Origin of the sequence: Xanthomonas sp. BRIP62415, from assembly GCF_003993515.1 — a bacterium.
Lineage (GTDB): Bacteria > Pseudomonadota > Gammaproteobacteria > Xanthomonadales > Xanthomonadaceae > Xanthomonas > Xanthomonas euroxanthea.
Window position 1 is genome coordinate 150,007 of record NZ_QEZH01000032.1, and the last position, 17,290, is coordinate 167,296.

16 protein-coding genes are annotated in these 17,290 nt (G+C 68.2%); 14 read left to right on the forward strand and 2 right to left on the reverse strand.

Annotated features, from left to right (window positions below; translation table 11 throughout):
- Positions 1 to 213: 213 nt before the first annotated feature.
- The 5 genes from EO141_RS17830 to gvpU all read left to right on the forward strand — a co-directional run bounded on the left by EO141_RS17830 (position 214) and on the right by gvpU (position 7,037).
- The gene (locus EO141_RS17830; protein WP_164739285.1) at positions 214 to 1,785 is read left to right on the forward strand and encodes an adenosine deaminase; all 1,572 of its coding nucleotides are present in this window, start codon (positions 214 to 216) and stop codon (positions 1,783 to 1,785) included.
- 90 nt (positions 1,786 to 1,875) lie between these two features.
- The gene (locus tag EO141_RS17835) at positions 1,876 to 3,027 is read left to right on the forward strand and encodes a nucleoside hydrolase (RefSeq protein WP_127169846.1); all 1,152 of its coding nucleotides are present in this window, start codon (positions 1,876 to 1,878) and stop codon (positions 3,025 to 3,027) included.
- Positions 3,028 to 3,228: 201 nt separating this feature from the next.
- Positions 3,229 to 4,689, forward strand: coding sequence for an AtzE family amidohydrolase (locus EO141_RS17840; RefSeq protein WP_127169847.1), 1,461 nt, complete (start codon positions 3,229 to 3,231; stop codon positions 4,687 to 4,689).
- A complete protein-coding gene (ggt, locus tag EO141_RS17845; RefSeq protein ID WP_127169848.1) occupies positions 4,689 to 6,269 on the forward strand; it encodes a gamma-glutamyltransferase in 1,581 nt (526 codons plus the stop codon). The genes EO141_RS17840 and ggt overlap by 1 nt, the downstream gene beginning before the upstream one ends.
- Positions 6,270 to 6,578: 309 nt before the next feature.
- The gene (gvpU, locus tag EO141_RS17850; RefSeq protein ID WP_127169849.1) at positions 6,579 to 7,037 is read left to right on the forward strand and encodes a gas vesicle accessory protein GvpU; all 459 of its coding nucleotides are present in this window, start codon (positions 6,579 to 6,581) and stop codon (positions 7,035 to 7,037) included.
- A gap of 384 nt (positions 7,038 to 7,421) precedes the next feature.
- Here gvpU and EO141_RS17855 read toward each other — a convergent pair whose 3' ends face one another.
- Together EO141_RS17855 and EO141_RS17860 are read right to left on the reverse strand one after the other, a co-directional pair.
- Positions 7,422 to 8,621, reverse strand: coding sequence for an MFS transporter (locus EO141_RS17855; RefSeq protein ID WP_127169850.1), 1,200 nt, complete (start codon positions 8,619 to 8,621; stop codon positions 7,422 to 7,424).
- A 450-nt stretch (positions 8,622 to 9,071) separates the two neighbouring features.
- Positions 9,072 to 9,965, reverse strand: a complete 894-nt coding sequence (locus EO141_RS17860) for a LysR family transcriptional regulator (RefSeq protein ID WP_104583911.1) — start codon at positions 9,963 to 9,965, stop codon at positions 9,072 to 9,074.
- 89 nt (positions 9,966 to 10,054) lie between these two features.
- Between EO141_RS17860 and EO141_RS17865 the strand changes: the two genes are divergently transcribed.
- From EO141_RS17865 to EO141_RS17905, 9 genes are all read left to right on the forward strand, one after another.
- Entirely contained in the window at positions 10,055 to 10,234 is a 180-nt protein-coding gene (locus EO141_RS17865) for a hypothetical protein (RefSeq protein ID WP_127169851.1), read from the forward strand.
- 370 nt (positions 10,235 to 10,604) lie between these two features.
- On the forward strand, positions 10,605 to 11,876 hold the full coding sequence (locus tag EO141_RS17870; RefSeq protein ID WP_127169852.1) for an allantoate amidohydrolase: 1,272 nt from the start codon (positions 10,605 to 10,607) through the stop codon (positions 11,874 to 11,876).
- Entirely contained in the window at positions 11,866 to 13,122 is a 1,257-nt protein-coding gene (locus EO141_RS17875) for an alanine--glyoxylate aminotransferase family protein (protein ID WP_127169853.1), read from the forward strand. Before EO141_RS17870 ends, EO141_RS17875 begins: the two co-directional genes overlap by 11 nt.
- Positions 13,119 to 14,009, forward strand: coding sequence for an allantoinase PuuE (gene puuE / locus EO141_RS17880; protein WP_127169854.1), 891 nt, complete (start codon positions 13,119 to 13,121; stop codon positions 14,007 to 14,009). Before EO141_RS17875 ends, puuE begins: the two co-directional genes overlap by 4 nt.
- On the forward strand, positions 14,006 to 14,401 hold the full coding sequence (gene hpxZ / locus EO141_RS17885; RefSeq protein ID WP_104583916.1) for an oxalurate catabolism protein HpxZ: 396 nt from the start codon (positions 14,006 to 14,008) through the stop codon (positions 14,399 to 14,401). The genes puuE and hpxZ overlap by 4 nt, the downstream gene beginning before the upstream one ends.
- Positions 14,398 to 14,889, forward strand: a complete 492-nt coding sequence (gene uraD / locus EO141_RS17890; RefSeq protein WP_104583917.1) for a 2-oxo-4-hydroxy-4-carboxy-5-ureidoimidazoline decarboxylase — start codon at positions 14,398 to 14,400, stop codon at positions 14,887 to 14,889. The genes hpxZ and uraD overlap by 4 nt, the downstream gene beginning before the upstream one ends.
- On the forward strand, positions 14,886 to 16,307 hold the full coding sequence (hpyO, locus tag EO141_RS17895) for an FAD-dependent urate hydroxylase HpyO (protein ID WP_127169855.1): 1,422 nt from the start codon (positions 14,886 to 14,888) through the stop codon (positions 16,305 to 16,307). Before uraD ends, hpyO begins: the two co-directional genes overlap by 4 nt.
- Entirely contained in the window at positions 16,277 to 16,636 is a 360-nt protein-coding gene (gene uraH, locus EO141_RS17900) for a hydroxyisourate hydrolase (RefSeq protein ID WP_119129323.1), read from the forward strand. Before hpyO ends, uraH begins: the two co-directional genes overlap by 31 nt.
- Before the next feature lie 104 nt (positions 16,637 to 16,740).
- The gene (locus tag EO141_RS17905) at positions 16,741 to 17,214 is read left to right on the forward strand and encodes a DUF1456 family protein (RefSeq protein WP_016901421.1); all 474 of its coding nucleotides are present in this window, start codon (positions 16,741 to 16,743) and stop codon (positions 17,212 to 17,214) included.
- Positions 17,215 to 17,290 lie beyond the last annotated feature (76 nt).

Below are 17,290 nucleotides of genomic sequence, written 5' to 3' on the forward strand. Positions count from 1 at the left end.
ATCTGGCGGGCGACATGCGCAGCTGCTCACGCGTTATGTCATGCAACGCGGAGGTGTCTTGCAGCCTCACCCGTGCAACGTGCGGCCGGCGTGATCTCCCGTACCGACCTAAACCACCTCAACCGCTGGCCGTCCACCGCGCTGCAAGGCATGCTTTGCGTCTACCGGCGGCGTGATTGCGCCATTGTTTTTTCTTTCCGAGTTCTCCAACGCATGTCCATCGTTCATCGCAGCCTGCTTTTGGCGTTATGCGTCCTGTTGCCCACCGCCGCGCAGGCACGCAACCAAGCCTCGCCTGCACAGCAACGCGAGCAGCAGGTGGCGCAGCTGTTGCGCACCGCCGCCGATCACCCTGCACAACTGCGTGCCTGGCTGCAGGCGATGCCCAAGGGCGGCGACCTGCACAATCATCTGTCCGGCTCGGTGTATGCCGAGGACTACCTGCAGTGGGCCAGCGACGATGGCGCCTGCGTGCAACTGGACGACCTAAGCCTGCGTGCGCCGCCATGCGCCAAGGGTCAGGAGCCCGCACGCGACCTGGCCACGCGCAATGCCGCGCTGTATGGCCAGCTGGTGGATGCCCTGTCGATGCGCAAGTTCCTGCCCAGCCCGTCGCAGCCCACCGGACACGACCAGTTCTTCAGCACCTTCGGCAAGTTCGACGCGGTGGTGCGCATGCGCGTTGCCGACACCGTGGCCGCGGTGCTGGAACAGGCCGCGCGCGACCGCGTGCCGTATGTGGAAATCATCGCCAACCCGCCACAGATGGACCAGGCGGCAACACAGATGCAGGCGTTGCCATGGAAGGGCGACGACGACGCGGCCAACCTGCGCGCCCTGCAGGATGCCTTGCCACCGCTGGTGCAGGCCGCACAAGGCGCGCTTGCCGACACCGACGCGCAGGTGCGCCGTGTGCTGCACTGCGACCAGCCCACTGCGCGTCCCGGCTGCCAGGTGACGTACCGCTACGTGCCTTATGTGCTGCGCGTGTTGCCGCAGCCGATGGTGTTCGGGCAGATGGCGCTGGCGCACGCGCTGATCGCCGCCGGCGGCAGCCGCGCGGTGGCGCTGAACATCGTCGCGCCCGAAGACAACCCGGTGGCGCTGGCCGATTACACCCGCCACATGGCGATGTTCCGCTTCTTCGCCACACGCTATCCCGACGTGCCGCTGTCCCTGCATGCCGGCGAGCTGGCACTGGGCCTGGTGCCGCCGGCGCAACTGCGCTCGCACATCCGCCAGGCGGTGGATGTCGGTGCACGCCGCATCGGGCACGGCGTGGACCTTCCCTACGAAGACGACGTTGATGGACTGCTGCAGCGCATGCGCGACCAACAGGTTGCGGTAGAGATCAACCTCACCAGCAACGATGTGATCCTTGGCGTCAAAGGCGCCGCGCATCCGCTGGCGATGTATCTGCGCGCCGGTGTGCCGGTGGTGCTGTCCACCGATGATGCCGGCGTCTCCCGCGCGGACATGACCCACGAATATCAACGTGCGATGGAGGAACAAGGCATCGATTACCCCACGCTCAAGCAGCTGGCCCGCAACGGCCTGACCTACAGCTTCCTGCCGGGCACCAGCCTGTGGGATGCCGACGGTAACGCTGCGCAGGCCTGCGCCACCGCGTTGCAGCGCGACACCGATGATGCTGCCTGTCGAGCATTCCGCCAGGGCAGCGAGAAGGCTCGGCTGCAATGGCAGCTGGAAACCGACCTGGCCCAGTACGAACGCACGCTGTTGCATGTAGGAGCGCGCCCGAGCGCGAACGGGCTTTCCCGGTAACGCCACATCGCGCGCAGGCACGCTCCTGCCAACGCGCCTTCCGATCCATCCGCCGCTGCAATGCATCCCACCTTCCACGACAAAAACGCAATGACTCACCCGCACACCCCCTCCTCCAAACGCCGCGTCATTCTCGAAGACGACATCGATGGCTTCACGCCTGCGCAGCTGTTGCTGTTGCAGTCGCCCGAGGTCCAAGTGCTGGGCATCAGCGCGGTCAGCGGCAACATCTGGCGCGACGAGGTGCTGGCGCATACCTGCCGCCTGCTGGAATTGGCTGGCCATCCCGACATCCCCGTGCTGCCCGGCCCGGTGCATCCGCTGCTCAACAGCGAACTGGCCACCGAGCGCTGGGAAGCGCTCTACGGCAAGCTGGTCTGGAAAGGGGCATGGACCAGGCACTGGGTGGACGGCGACACCGTGCAGAGCGCGCCGCGCTATCACGCCCACGACGTGGTGCCGGAGCTGGCACTGGGCAATCCCAGCGTGGTGCGCGCGCGTGAGGAGCCAGCCGCGTTGTTCATGCTGCGCATGGTGCGCCAGTATCCGGGCGAGGTGAGCATCATTGCCACAGGCCCGTTGACCAACCTGGCACTCGCGCAATCGCTGGATCCGGCCTTCGCCACGCTGGCGCGCGAACTGGTCTACATGGGCGGCAGCCTCAACCCGCGGCAGCAACGCAACAGCATCAGCGCGCAGCAGTTCGCACGCGAGTTCGTCAACTCGCCACGCCGCGAATTCAATATCCGCTGGGATCCGGAGGCGGCCAGCATCGTCATGCGCGCACCCTGGCGTAGGATCACCATGGTGCCGGTGGACCCATCGACCGCGACCGAACTCACCCCCGACCTGCTTGCGCGCATGAGCGCTGCCGATACCAGCATCGGCCACGCATTGCGGCGCCGCGAACCGGGCTTTCCGATGTGGGACGAGCTGGCCACCGCGGTATGGCTGCGCCCGGAGCTGGCGACACGGACCGAAACGCTCTATGTCGATACCAACACCGCCTTCGACGCGGGCTACGGCGATATCCTGTCGTGGGCGCCTGGGTATCAGCCGGGGCTGGGCGAGCAGGCGCAGACGGTGGTGCACGCGGTGGATGTCCAGGCGTTCGAACAACTCCTGGTAGACCACCTCACTGCGCCGCAACCACCGGCAGTCGGATTGCCGCTACCCCTTCTCTCACCGGGAGAAAAAGCCCCAGGGACGGATGAGGCTGCGCCCCCGAGCCGTGGCGATTGACCGGCAATGCTGAAACGCCGCGCCTGTCATCCACCTTGGTCGTGGCAGCAACCGCAGCTCACTTGACGCATCTGTGCATCCTGCACTATCCGCCGCAGCCCAGCAGCCGGTCCAGCAGCGGCGCATTCGCACCACCTGCAGGCCGCGACATCGACTCCCAAATCCCGAATCCCGACTCCCAGCCCTCAACCAGGTGACCCCATGCAACTCCCAGCGCAGTGGCAGGCCGGCATCGATCGCAATACCGAGGTGCTGCGTGGCCACGCGCAGCTGCTCGCCAGCTTCAACGCCCCGCGCCCCGCCGCGCCGGACACCGCCACTGCGCGCGGGTTGATCGCCTCCATCGTCGGCGCCACCCGCAGCCAGCCCACGCTGGCCGCACGCCATGCCACCCAGACGCTGGCGCGCATCAACCAGGCCAACGACAGCCTGCGCGCGATCACCCGCCTGCTGCCCGCACGCGCCGCCGCCGATGCCGCGCGCGTGCAGGCCGCGCTGGCCGGCGGCAGCGACGGCGGTGCGCTGGCCGGCGTGCCGTTCGTGGTCAAGGATCTGTTCGACGTCGCCGGCCAGGTCACCACCGCTGGCGCCGTCATGCGCGCGCAGTGCGCGCCCGCCAGCCGCGATGCGGCCGTGGTGCAACGGCTGAGCGATGCCGGCGCGGTGCTGGTCGGCACCGCCAACATGGACGAATTCGCCTACGGCTTCGCCACCGTCAACGCGCACTACGGCACCACCGCCAACCCGCACGATCACCGCCATCTGGCCGGTGGCTCGTCGGGCGGCTCGGCCGCCGCGGTGGCCGCCGGGCTGGTGCCGTTCGCGCTGGGCTCGGACACCAACGGCTCCATCCGCGTGCCGGCCGCGCTGTGCGGTGTGTACGGGCTGCGCCCCACGCACGGCACGCTGCCGCTGGAGGGCGTGTTCGGCTTCGTCGATGCGCTGGATGTGGTGGGCCCGTTCGCCACCTCCATCGCCGACCTGCGCCGCGTCTACGAAGTGATGCTGGGGCAGCCACTGGCCCACTGCACCGCCGGCAACTTGCGCATCGCCCGCCTGGGCGGCTGGTTCCAGCGCAACCTGGATCCCGCACTGGACGCCGGCCTGGGCGAACTGCTCACCGCCTGCAATAGCACCGCCCTGATCGAACTCCCCGACGCAGAGCGCGCCCGCGCCGCCGCCTTCGTGCTCACCGCCGCCGAGGGCGGCCACCGCCATCGCGCCGGCCTGGGCACGCACGCCGAGCAGTTCGACCCGGCCACCCGCGACCGCCTGCTCGCCGGCCTGCAACTGCCCGCCAGCGCGGTGGCCGATGCACGCCGCTTCGCGCAGTGGTTTGGCGCGGCCATGCAGCGCCTCTGGGACACGGTGGATGTATTGATCGCGCCGGCCACACCCTGCGTGGCACCGCGCATCGACCAGGACAGCATCCAGATCGACGGCCTGCCGGTGTCCGCACGCGCCAACCTGGGCATCTTCACCCAGCCGCTCGGCCTGGCCGCGTGCCCGGTGCTGGCCGCGCCGTTGCCGCGCCCCGGTCGCCTGCCGCTGGGCGTGCAGCTGATTGCCGCACCCGGCCGCGAAGACCGCCTATTCGCGCTCGCCGCGCACCTCGAACGCGACGGCCTGCTCGCCTTCAGCCCGCCAGCAGAGACACGCTGATGCTGCATACCTTGCGCGCACGCCGCGGTATGGTCGTGGCCCCGCATCACCTTGCCGCGCAGGCCGGGCGCGATGTGCTGCGCGACGGCGGCAACGCCATCGAAGCGGCCGTCGCCACCGCCGCCTGCCTGGCCGTGGTCTACCCGCACATGACCGGCATCGGTGGCGACGGCTTCTGGCTGATCCACGACCCCGACGGCCGCGTGCATGCCATCGATGCCTGCGGCCGTGCTGCACAGGCTGCGACCCTGGACTTCTATCGCGGCCACGCCAGCATTCCGTGGCGCGGCCCCGGCGCGGCCAATACCGTCGCCGGCACCGTCTCCGGCTGGGCGCTGGCCCTGCAACAGGCAGGCGGCGGCCTGTCGCTGCAGCGCCTGTTGCAGGACGCCATCCACCACGCCGGCGATGGCGTGCCGGTCACGCTGGGCGGCGCGCACATCGCCGCCAGCAAGAGTGCCGAACTGCGCGTCCAACCCGGTGCCTACGCCAGCATCTTCGAACCGCACGGCGCGCCGCTGCACGAAGGCGCACTGCTGCAACAACCGCAACTCGCACACACCCTGCAGCGGCTGGCCGACCAGGGCCTGGACAGTTTCTATCGCGGCGCACTGGCCGAGGACATCGCCGCCGACCTGCAGGCGCTCGGCAGCCCGCTGCGCGCGCACGATCTCGCAAGTCATCGCGCCGAGCCCAGCGTACCGCTCTCGGTCGCCATCCACGGCGCACGCCTCTACAACCACGCGCCGCCCACGCAAGGCCTCGCTTCGCTGCTGATCCTTGCCTTGTTCGATCGCCTGCAGGCCGAACACGCCGACAGCTATGCGCATCTGCACGGCCTGATCGAAGCCACCAAACAGGCCTTCCTGATCCGCGACGCGCACCTCGGCGACCCCGCCTGGATGACGCTGGACGCACAGGCGCTGCTCGATGACAGCGCCGCGCTCGATGCGCTCGCCGCACGCATCGACATGCGCAGCGCACTGCCCTGGCCGCAGCCCTCGCAGGCCGGCGACACCGTCTGGTTCGGCGCCATCGATGCGCACGGCCGCGCGGTCAGCTGCATCCAGTCCACCTATTTCGAATTCGGCTCCGGCCTGGTGCTGCCGCGCACCGGCATCACCTGGCAGAACCGTGGCTGCAGCTTCCGCCTCGCCGCCGACGGCTGGAACGCGCTCGCCCCGGGCCGCAAACCCTTCCACACCCTCAACCCCGCCCTGGCCACCTTCGACGACGGCCGCGTCATGGCCTACGGCACCATGGGCGGCGAAGGCCAGCCACAAACCCAGGCCGCGATCTTCTCCCGCTACGCGCGCTTCGGCATGCCGCTGCAACAGGCCATCACCGCACCACGCTGGCTGCTCGGCCGCACCTGGGGCGAAGACAGCACGTCACTGAAGCTGGAAGACCGCTTTGATCCGGCACTGGTGCAGGCACTGCGCGATGCGGGGCATGCGGTGGAGCTGTTGCCCGCCTACACCTCGGTGATGGGACACGCAGGCGCGCTGGTGCGTGAAGTGGAAGGCGCGCTCAGCGGGGCAAGCGATCCGCGCTCCGATGGGGCGGCGGCCGGGTGGTGATGGTCGGGGCTTGTCGGCGCTTCCTGCATCTGCCTCGGTGAGGGGTGGACGTTGCCGGCAGCCAGCTGCGCCATCGCGCCGGAGCGGCGGCTTGCACGCTGGCAGAGGCGAGCGCTAGCGATCAGGACTCCAGCCAGGGCGGAACATGGCATAGACTCCGGGCATGCTCTCCAAGGCGATGATGGCGGATCCAGCCGCGCCGATCGCTGCACAGGACGCGCTTGCTTTTTTGGGCATGCGGGGCGATGAAGAGGGATGTCGCCGCGCTTATTCGACACACGCATCAACCCTTCCACCAAGGAGAGCCACATGACAGAGCAAGACGACAATCAACCGAACCTGGAGGACGTCAAGCTGGCGTTCGACGGCCAGAGCGTGGATTGGTATCTGCAGAAGCTGGTTGCCACCGTCAACACCTCGAACGTGCAGTTCGGCATCACCCTGTTTGTCGAAGGCATCATCGTGTCGGGCCAGCTGGTCAGCGGGAAGCAGTACTTCGAGGCCTTTGCGCAGGAATTCTCTGCCGCCTATCCCGGCGATGCCGAGGAAAAAGAGGATATCCGTCGTGCGTTTGCCAGCCACGCCAGCATCTACGACACCGAGGACGATACCGAGCAGAGCAGCACGCCGCCGCAGTTCCTCCACCTGATCGACTCGCGTTGCTTCTCGCCCGGCGGCCAGCCCCTGCCCAGCAACCGTGGCGTGCTCTGGCGCGGCAAGCTCAATGCCGTGTCCGGCTTCACGCTGGGATCGCTGTCGGCGGATTGAGCCTGGCAGGTTCCACGTTGGTGTGAGGTGCCTGTCACCTCACAGTGGACTGTTGGAAATAACGCCAGGAGCCTGCTCACGGCTGCACAGCAGCCAAGCGTGCTTGCGCTTGCTGACAACGGTGCGCTCGCCAACGCCTTCCGTTGGCTCTCGGCATCAGACCGGCGCTGCTCGAATGGCCGCAGCGCCGCGCGGGAATGCCGACGCAGACAGCTTGAGCATGGGCCGCGGGCTGTGGCCGATGGCAAACGTCACCGCCGCGCAAGGCACGCGCGCTTGTGGGCTTCGTGATGCGCTTCAGAAAATCCGCTGCCGCCCTCGCGTCGTTGCCTGGCACGAACTGGCCTCCACGCACTGCGCGCTGCATCGCGCAATCGCCGGCACTCACGGCTGCAAACGATCGCCCCGCCCTGCAACCAGTGACGCTGCCAGCAGCAACACGCTGGCACCGACGAAGGTGGCGCCGATCGACACATGATCCAGCAGCACGCCGCCTGCGGCGCCGCCCAGCAGGATCGAGAGCTGGATTGCGGCCACCATCAGGCCGCCACCGCTTTCCGGTGCGTCCTTGACGCAGCGGCTCAGCCAGGTGGACCAGGCCACCGGCATCGCCGAATTGAGCATGCCCCAGGCAATCATCGCCACGGCCACGGCCCACACCAGATGGCCGGCCAGCAGCATGCTGATGGTCGCCACACCCAACGCAACCGGCAGCACGCTGAGCAGGGTGAACAAGCGCTTGGGCACCAGCGCGGTGGCGGCATAGGTCCCGACGAATCCGGCCAGGCCGAGGCCGAGCAGCAGCAACGACAGCTGCGACACATCGACCTGCGCGACGGTTTCCAGAAACGGGCGGAAGTAGGTGAACGCAGAAAACGCGCCGGCAAACCCGAGCATTACCGCCAGCATGGCGCGCGCCACATACCCACGCTTCAACAAGGTGACGATGCCACCCAGCGAGGTGGCGCCTCGCGCGGGCATCGATGGCAGGCTGCGCCATTGCCAGAGAATGGTCAGCGCCACCAGCGGCAACATGCCCCAGAACACCCCGCGCCAGCCGATGGTCGCGCCCAGGTAGCTGCCCAGGGGCGCGGCGAATGCGGCAGCGACCGCGTTACCGATGAATATGATGCCCAAGGCCTTGGGCACCGCATGCTCGGGCATGATGCGCATCACCGTGGCAGTAGACAACGCCCAGAACCCGCCGATGGTGATGCCGAGCAGCGCGCGTGCCACCATCAACATGCCAAAGCTGTGCGCGTTGGCGATCAACAGCAGCGACACCAACATCACCCCGGTCAGGGCGAGCAACACATGGCGCCGGTTGAAGCGCGACGACAACGGTGCGATCAGCAGGCTGGCGGCCACCGCGAACAGGCCGGAGATCGAAATCGCCTGGCCGGCCATGCCGGCGCTGGCATGCAGATCGGCAGCGATTGGCGTCAGCAGGCTGACCGGCATGAACTCGGAGGCGATCAGCAGCGCAACGCAGAGCGACATCGAGCCGACCGCGCTCCAGGTCTGGCGTGTTGCGGCAGGTGCAGCGCGCGAAGATGGATCGGTAGCGAGCGAACTGGCTTGCATATTTGGCCTTTGTGCGAAGTGGGATGCGAGACGAACGCCACGCCGCAAGCGCGCTGACGCGGCGCTCGATGGCGAACGTGGTGTCCGGAAGGAATGCGCTGCAGGCAGCGATGCACTGCATCGACCTGCCACCGCAGCGACGCACGACGGGCGCGATGCAGCAACGGATGCTGCGGCTAGTGCGTGCGTGTGTCTGGAGGTGCCGCAGCTTACGCAGGCAGCGGGCGGCGATAAAGCTGGCGGAACGGCACAGGCCTATGAAGCCGGCTCATCAACCGCGCATCCGTAGGTGATCGTGCAGCGTGATGCGCCGCCTTCGTTCGACACCGACTTCGGTTTGCGCGAGCGCAGCCCAGGCATGCGCCCATGCTGCGATCGCACCGGAACGATCGGTCGGTGCCAGCTGTGCAGGCTGCGCGCATCGGTGCTGCCGGCAACGCGGCAGATCCATCAGCCTTTGTAGCGCAAGGCGTCGACCACCAGGTTGAAGGCGGAGGAGGAATGTCGGCGGCTGGGGTAGAACGCGTGCAAGCCCGGCCAGGTCGGCGACCAGTCCTTCATCACCCAGCGCAGCCGCCCGGCTTTGATGTGCGGGCGTGCCAAATCCTCCTGCACGAACGCGATACCGAAGCCGTCCACCGCCGCGTCCAGTGCTTCGTAAGTGCCGTTGAAGGTCAGCTGGCCGTCCACGCGCACGATGACTTCGCGGCCGTCCTTTTCCAGCTCCCAGGCATAGATGCCGCCGGCGGTTTTCATGCGCAGGTTGATGCAGCTGTGCGCGGTGAGGTCCTGCGGCGTCCTGGGAACGGGGCGGCGCGCGAGATAGGACGGCGCGGCGACGATGGCCATGCGCATGTCCGGCGCGATGCGCGCGGCGATCATGTCCTTCTCGACCTGATCGCCCAGCCGCACACCCAGGTCGTAACGGTCGGCGACGATGTCGGTCAAGCCGTTGTCGACCACGATTTCGACCTTGATTTCGGGGTAGTCGCGCAGCAGCCCGGACAGCTTGGGCCACAGGATCGCGCGCGCGGCGTAGTCGGTGGCGGTGATGCGCACGGTGCCTGCGGGGGTGTCGCGCATGTCGCCGAGCGCAGCCAGCGCCTCCTCGATTTCCGCAAAGCGCGGCGCCACCGTCTGGATCAGCCGCTCGCCGGCTTCGGTCGGCGCCACGCTGCGGGTGGTGCGGGTCAGCAGGCGCACACCCAGCGTCGCTTCCAGCCCGCGGATGGTGTGACTCAGCGCCGACTGCGAAACCCCCAGCTTGGCGGCAGCACGGGTGAAGCTGCCCTCGCGAACGATGGCGATCAGCGCCAACAGGTCCTTGAAGTTGTCGCGCGCCATTGGTGAATCTCTTTCATGGAATACGGGAAACTGTAGCAGTTGGTGCCATGGGGACCGCGTGGACTGCGCTTCTCCCGCTGGGGACGCTGATGCAGCGCCTGCACGCGACGAGCGTGCTTGCAGTGGTGCGACCGCGCCAGCGATTTCTCGACCAGGTCGCCGGTCAGGAACTCCAGCCCGATGCGGGCGGCTGCCCAGCGCGGACCGGGGCGCTGCGCAAAGGTTCGGGTGGAGGGTACGTGGCCAAGCAGGCGATGTGTCACTTCTGATGCCGCGTGGCGGCGCGTTTGTCATTGCAAGGGCTGACACCCCTGTGCGGCGCCCCCTCATCCGCCCTGCGGGCACCTTCTCCCGGCGGGAGAAGGTGCACAACGCTATACCAGCTGCCTGTCGCATTTTTTGCAACGCGCACCCCTAAAAAAACCGCTTTGGGGTGACAGGGCCGGTTCGTATAGTCGAATCGACAGGTGCCGCCTGCAACGCGCGCCTGTCGCCACCCTGTCACCGGGCAATCGCCGGGCAATGGACCGCCCAGCGTGCTCCCCCTTTCCACGCCGCCTGCGGAGGCCTCATGCACCAGTTCGTGTCGCATCGCGGTCCTGGCAGCGCCGGCAGAACACCACATTCGCACGGCACCCCATGCTGAGCGCGCAACGCACCTCATCCGCCCCCTGCTCGGGCGCACGCGCGGTTGCCCGCTGCGATGCTCTGGGTGTTACGCCCTATAGCGACACACCCGGCGGGCTGTTCCGCGCCTGGCTCAGCCCGGCGCATCGCGCCGCCGTTGCACAGGTGGGCCAGTGGATGCACCAGGCCGGCATGCAGGTGCGGCTGGATGCAGCGGCCAATCTGGTCGGGCGCTACGAAGGCGCACGCGCCGACGCACCGGCGCTGCTGATCGGCAGCCATCTGGACAGCGTGCGCGATGCCGGGCGTTACGACGGCCCGCTCGGCATCCTGCTCGGCATCGAATGCGTCGCCGCGCTGCATGCGCAGGGGCGGCGCCTGCCGTTCGCGATCGAGGTGATCGCCTTCGGCGACGAAGAAGGGTCGCGCTTTCCTGCCTCGATGTTCTGCAGCCGTGCAGTCGCCGGCACGCTCGACCCCGCCACGCTGGCGGTCACCGATGCGGCCGGCATCGACGTGGCCAAAGCGCTGGCGGAGTGGGACCTGGATATCGCGCAGATCCAGCAGGCCGCACGCGCGCCCGGGAGCGTGCTGGCCTATCTGGAAACCCATATCGAACAAGGCCCGGTGCTGGAAGCGGCAGGCCTGCCGGTCGGCATCGTCACCGCGATCGCGGCGCAGCGGCGCTTTGCGCTGCGCTTCGACGGCCGCGCCGGCCACGCCGGCACCACCACCATGGCCCTGCGTCGCGATGCATTGAGCGCCGCTGCCGAGGCCCTGCTGGCGATCGAAGGGATTGCACGCGCCGGCAGCGACGACCTGGTCGCCACGGTCGGCAAGCTCAACGTCGCACCCGGCGCCACCAATGTGGTGCCGGGCCGGGTGGATTGCACGCTGGACGTGCGTGCCGGCGACGATGCAACGCGCGATGCGGCAGTGCTGGAGATCGAACGCGCACTGGCCCGTATCAGCAAAACCCGCAACATCGCCATCGCCATCGACCCGTTGCAGACCTTGGCCGCCAGCCCCTGCGCACCGGCGCTGATGACCCGTCTGCAACACGCAGTCGCCGCACAAGGCATCGCGCCACGCCAGCTGGTGTCCGGCGCTGGCCACGATGCGATGGTGATGGCCGCGCTCTGCCCCACCGCGATGCTGTTCGTGCGCTGCGCCGGCGGCATCAGCCATCATCCGGACGAACACGTGGCCCCGGCCGATGCCGAGCTCGCACTGGCGGTCATGCGCCACTTCATCGAACACCTGGGAGATCCCCTTGTCACCTGATCTGCGTCACCTGCACACCTTCGGCGAGCTCGATCCCCCGCAACGGCTGTTGATGGGCCCGGGCCCGGTCAATGCGCATCCGCGTGTGCTGCGCGCGATGGCTGCCGACCTGCTCGGCCAGTTCGACCCGGAAATGACCACCTACATGAACGAGGTGATGGCGCTGTACCGGCCGCTGTTCGGCACCGAAAATCGCTGGACGTTTCTGGTCGATGGCACCGCGCGCGCCGGTATCGAAGCGGCGCTGGTGTCGCTGGTCAGCCCGGGCGACCGCGTGCTGGTGATCAACTTCGGCCGCTTCGGCCTGCTGCTCACCGAAATCCTCGGCCGGCTCGGTGCCGACGTGCACACCGTGGATGCGCCCTGGGGCGAAGTGGTGCCGCTTGCTGCAATCGCCGAGGCGATCGAGCGCGTGGCACCCAAACTGGTCGCCACCGTGCATGGGGACACCTCCACCACCATGGCCCAGCCGCTGGATGGCGTGGGCGCGCTGTGCCGCGCGGCCGGCGCGCTGAGTTACGTGGATGCCACTGCCACCATCGGCGGCATGGAGATCGCCAGCGATCGCTGGGACGTGGACGTGGTCACCGGCGGCCTGCAGAAATGCCTGGGCGGGCCGTCCGGCTCGGCACCGATCACCGTCTCCAACGCGGCGGCCGAGGCGATCTTCGCGCGCCGCCATGTCGAACGCGGCATCGTGCGCGCCGACATCGTCAACGGCAGCGGGCCGCGCATCGCCTCCAATTATTTCGATCTGGCGATGATCATGGATTACTGGTCCGACAAGCGCCTCAATCACCATACCGAAGCCACCACCATGTTGTACGGCGCCCGCGAATGTGCGCGCGTGGCGCTGCAGGAAGGCCTGGATGCCCGCTTCGCCCGCCACGCCGCCGCCGGGCGTGCGGTGAGCGCGGGCATCCGCGCGTTGGGGCTGGAGGTGTTCGGCGACGATGCGCACCGCATGAGCAATGTCACCGGCGTGGTGATTCCACCCGGCATCGACAGCGATGCGGTACGCCGACGCATGCGCGAGGATTTCGAAATCGAGATCGGCACCGCGTTCGGCCCGCTGCAGGGCAGGATCTGGCGTATCGGCGCAATGGGCTACAACGCGATGAAGCACAAGGTGCTGATCACCCTGGCCGCGCTGGAAGCGGTACTGCGCGCCGAAGGCTACGCCTGCACACCGGGGCTGGCGGTGGACGCCGCCCTGGCGGCCTGGCACGCGGAGCCGCATGCATGAACACCGCGCGCGACCTGGTCGGCTATGGCGCCACCCCACCTGCGGTGCAGTGGCCCGGGGGCGCACGCATCGCGGTGCAGTTCGTCATCAACTACGAAGAGGGCGCGGAAAACTGCGTGCTCAATGGCGATGCCGGCTCGGAAGCCTTCCTGTCGGAAATGGTCGGCACGCAAGCGCAGCCCGGCGCGCGCGCCATGGCGATGGAGAGCCTGTACGAATACGGCAGCCGCGCCGGCTTCTGGCGGCTGCATCGGCTGTTCACCACGCGCAACGTGCCGGTCACCGTGTTCGGCGTGGCGCAGGCCTTGGCCTCCAATCCCGAGGCGGTGGCCGCGATGCAGGCGGCCGACTGGGAAATCGCCAGCCACGGCCTGCGCTGGATCGACTACCAGCAGGTGGACGAGGCCACCGAGCGCGCGCATATCGCGCAGGCCATCGCCGTGCACACCCGTGTCACCGGCAGCCGCCCGCTGGGCTGGTACCAGGGCCGCACCAGCCCCAACACCGCGCGCCTGGTCGCCGAGGAAGGCGGCTTTGTCTACGACGCCGACAGCTATGCCGACGATGTGCCGTATTACGACACGCGCCACGGCCGCGCGCAGTTGATCGTGCCGTACACACTGGACGCCAACGACATGAAGTTCGTCGCCTACAACGGCTTTGCCGATGGCGAGCCATTCTTCCGCTACCTGCGCGATGGCTTCGAGCAACTGCGCAGCGAGGGCGGCCGCATGCTGTCGGTCGGCCTGCACGGGCGCATCGTCGGCAAGCCGGCGCGTGCCGCGGCCCTGGCACGGTTTGTCGATCACGTGCTGGCCAGCGGTGATGCCTGGATTGCGCGCCGCATCGATATCGCGCGGCATTGGCTGCAGGTCCATCCGGCATGAGCATCGACACCACCGACATCGACCTGCCCGAGGTGATCGCGCAAGTGACCGCGGCCTTCCACGCGTACGAACAGGCCCTGATGGACGACGACATCGCCGCGATGGACGCGCTGTTCCACCCCGCACCCAGCACGGTGCGCTACGGCGTGGGCGAAGTGCTGTACGGCATCGAGGCGATCCGCGCCTTTCGCATCGGCCGCGGCGGCTCGCCGCAACGCCAGCTCGTGCAGGTGCAGGTGCACGGCTTCGGTCACGACTTCGCCACCACACATGCGGAATTCGTTCGTGCCGGCAGCAGCGCGCGCGGCCGCCAGAGCCAGAGCTGGGTGCGGTTTTCCGACGGCTGGAAGGTGGTGGCCGCGCATGTCTCGCTGCAGGGGACGCATGCATGAGCGTGATCGACGACAACATGCTGGACGATGCCGCCTTCGTGGCACGCTACCGCGAGCTGTTCGAGCATTCGCCGTGGGTGGTCGAACGCGCCGCACGGCGGCGCCCGTTCGCCGATGTGTACCGCGGGCTGATGCAGGTGGTGTTCGACGCATCGCAGGAGGACCAGGTTGCGTTGATCCGCGCGCATCCGGAGCTGGCCGGCAAGGCGGCAATCGACCGCACGCTCACTGCCGCGTCGGCGGCCGAGCAGGCCGCGGCCGGATTGGACAGGCTCAGCGAAGCCGAGTTCAAGCGCTTCCATGCGCTCAATCAGGCCTATCGCCACCGGTTCGGATTTCCGTTCGTGATCTGCGTGCGGCTGCACGACAAGGCCGGCATCCTGGCCGCACTGGAACGCCGGCTGGATGCATCGCGCAGCGAAGAACTGTCCACCGCCCTCGCCGAGATCGGCAAGATCGTTCACCTGCGCCTGGAGGCACTGCCATGAGCCTGGCCCAACTCGAACGCGAGCTCCACCACGATCTGCAGCGCCTGGCCCACGGCGGCGATGCATGGACGCAGCCGCGCGTGCATCCGGCCGGGCATGTGTATGACGTGGTCATCGTCGGCGCCGGCCAGAGCGGCCTGGGCGCGGCGTTCGCACTGCAACGCGAGCGCGTGCACAACGTGCTGGTGATCGATGAAAACGCCGCGGGGCAGGAAGGCCCGTGGGTGACCTATGCGCGCATGCAGACCCTGCGCACGCCCAAGCAGATCACCTCGATCGACCTGGGCGTGCCCTCGCTGACCTTCCGTGCCTGGTGGGAAGCCCAGCACGGCAGCGCCGGCTGGGACGCGCTGGACAAGATTCCACGCGGCAGCTGGATGGACTATCTGCGCTGGTACCGCGCGGTGCTGCGCCTGCCGGTGCGCAATGCCACCCAGCTGGCGCGCGTGGAGCCGGACGTGGCGCCGGGCATCCACCGCCTGCATCTGGCCATGGGCGCGCCGCTGCTCACGCGCAAGCTGATCCTGGCCACCGGCATCCAGGGCGGCGGCCAATGGATGGTGCCGGACTGGATCAGCCGCGCCCTGCCCGCAGAGCGCTACGCGCACACCTCCGGCCACATCGACTTCGCCGCGCTGGCCGGCAAGCGCGTGGGCATCCTGGGCGGCGGCGCCTCAGCATTCGACAATGCCTGTTTCGCGCTGGAGCAAGGCGTCGCCAGTGCCGAAGTCTTCGTGCGCCGCAGCGCATTGCCGCGCATCAATCCGTTCCGCCACATGGAACAGGCCGGCATCATTCCGCGCTTTCTCACGCTGCCGGATGCGGACAAATACCGGATGATGGCCAGCTTCTTCGCACACAACCAGCCGCCGACCAACGACACCTTCCAACGCGCCTGCGCGCATGCCGGCTTTGCGCTGCACCTGGGCGCGCCGTGGCTGGACGTGGCCGAGCGCGATGGCGAAGTGGTGGTCCGCACGCCGCAGGGCGAGCATCGCTTCGACTTCCTCGCCGTTGCCACCGGCCTGGTCACCGACCCGCAGCTGCGCCCGGAACTGGCCGCGCTGTCCGGGCGCATCGCCTGCTGGGGCGACCGCTACCAGCCGCCGCCGGGCCAGGCCAATCCGGTGCTGGATGCGCATCCTTACCTGGGGCCGGGTTTCGAACTGCTGCCGCGCACGCCTGACGATGCCGCACTGCTGCACGGGGTGTTCGCCTTCAACTATTCGGCGCTGATCAACCACGGCCCGTCGGCGGCGGCGCTGTCCGGGCTCAAGGTCGCGCTGCCACGGCTGGCCCGCGCGGTGGCCGATCAGCTGTTCCTGGACGACCGCCAGGCCATCGTCGACAGCTACCTGGCCTACGACCAGCCCGAATTCGTCGGCCAATGGCCGCAACCGACCCAGGCGGTGGCATGAGCACGCTGTCCACCCATGTGCTGGATACGGCCACCGGCCGCCCCGCCGCCGGCATCGCCTTGCGCCTGTTCGCCGATGCCGGCCTGCACTTTGCCGGGGTCACCAACCAGGACGGGCGTTGCCCCGAACTGGCCGCGCTCACGCTGCAACCCGGCCGCTACCGGCTGGAGTTCGAGGTGGCCGGCTATTGGCGTGCCACCGGCACCGCACTGCCGGACCCGCCATTCCTGGAGCAGATCCCGATCGCGTTCGGCATCGCCAACGACGGCCATTACCACGTGCCGCTGCTGCTCTCGCCGTACGGGTATTCCACCTACCGCGGCAGCTGAGCGTCCGCCGCTTCGGCAACGGGCCGGCGGGGCATACGCCGCGTTGCGCATCGGCCCCGTAGAATGGCGCCTTTCCGGCGACAGGCCGGGGCCCCGGAATTGTCATGATCCACAACGATGTACTGCGCAGCATCCGCTACATGCTCGACCTCAGCGACGACAAGGTAGTGGAGATCACCCACCTGGCCGACCCGGAGTTCGCGCTCGACAAGCCGCAGGTACAGGCCTGGCTGAAGAAGGAGGACGAGCCCGGCTTCGAGCCCTGCACCGACGCGATGCTGGCGCGCTTCCTCGACGGCCTGGTGCTGCGTTTCCGCGGCCGCGACGAAAGCCAGCCGGTACGTCCGCTGGAAACCCGTGTCGGCAACAACCTGGTGCTGAAGAAACTGCGCGTGGCCTTCGAGCTGAAAGACGTGGACATGCACGCCATCTTCGCCAGCGCCGGCTTCCCGCTGTCCAAGCCGGAACTGTCTGCGCTGTTCCGCCAGCCGGGCCACAAGAATTTCCGCCCCTGCGGCGACCAGCTGCTGCGCGCCTTCCTCAAGGGCCTGACCGCCCGGATGCGCGAAGCGGGTTGACGACCTGATACCGAGGTCGGCCTGGTTTGGCCTGATCGTCTGACGACGCCGCGACTTGAACTCGCAGGTTTTTAGC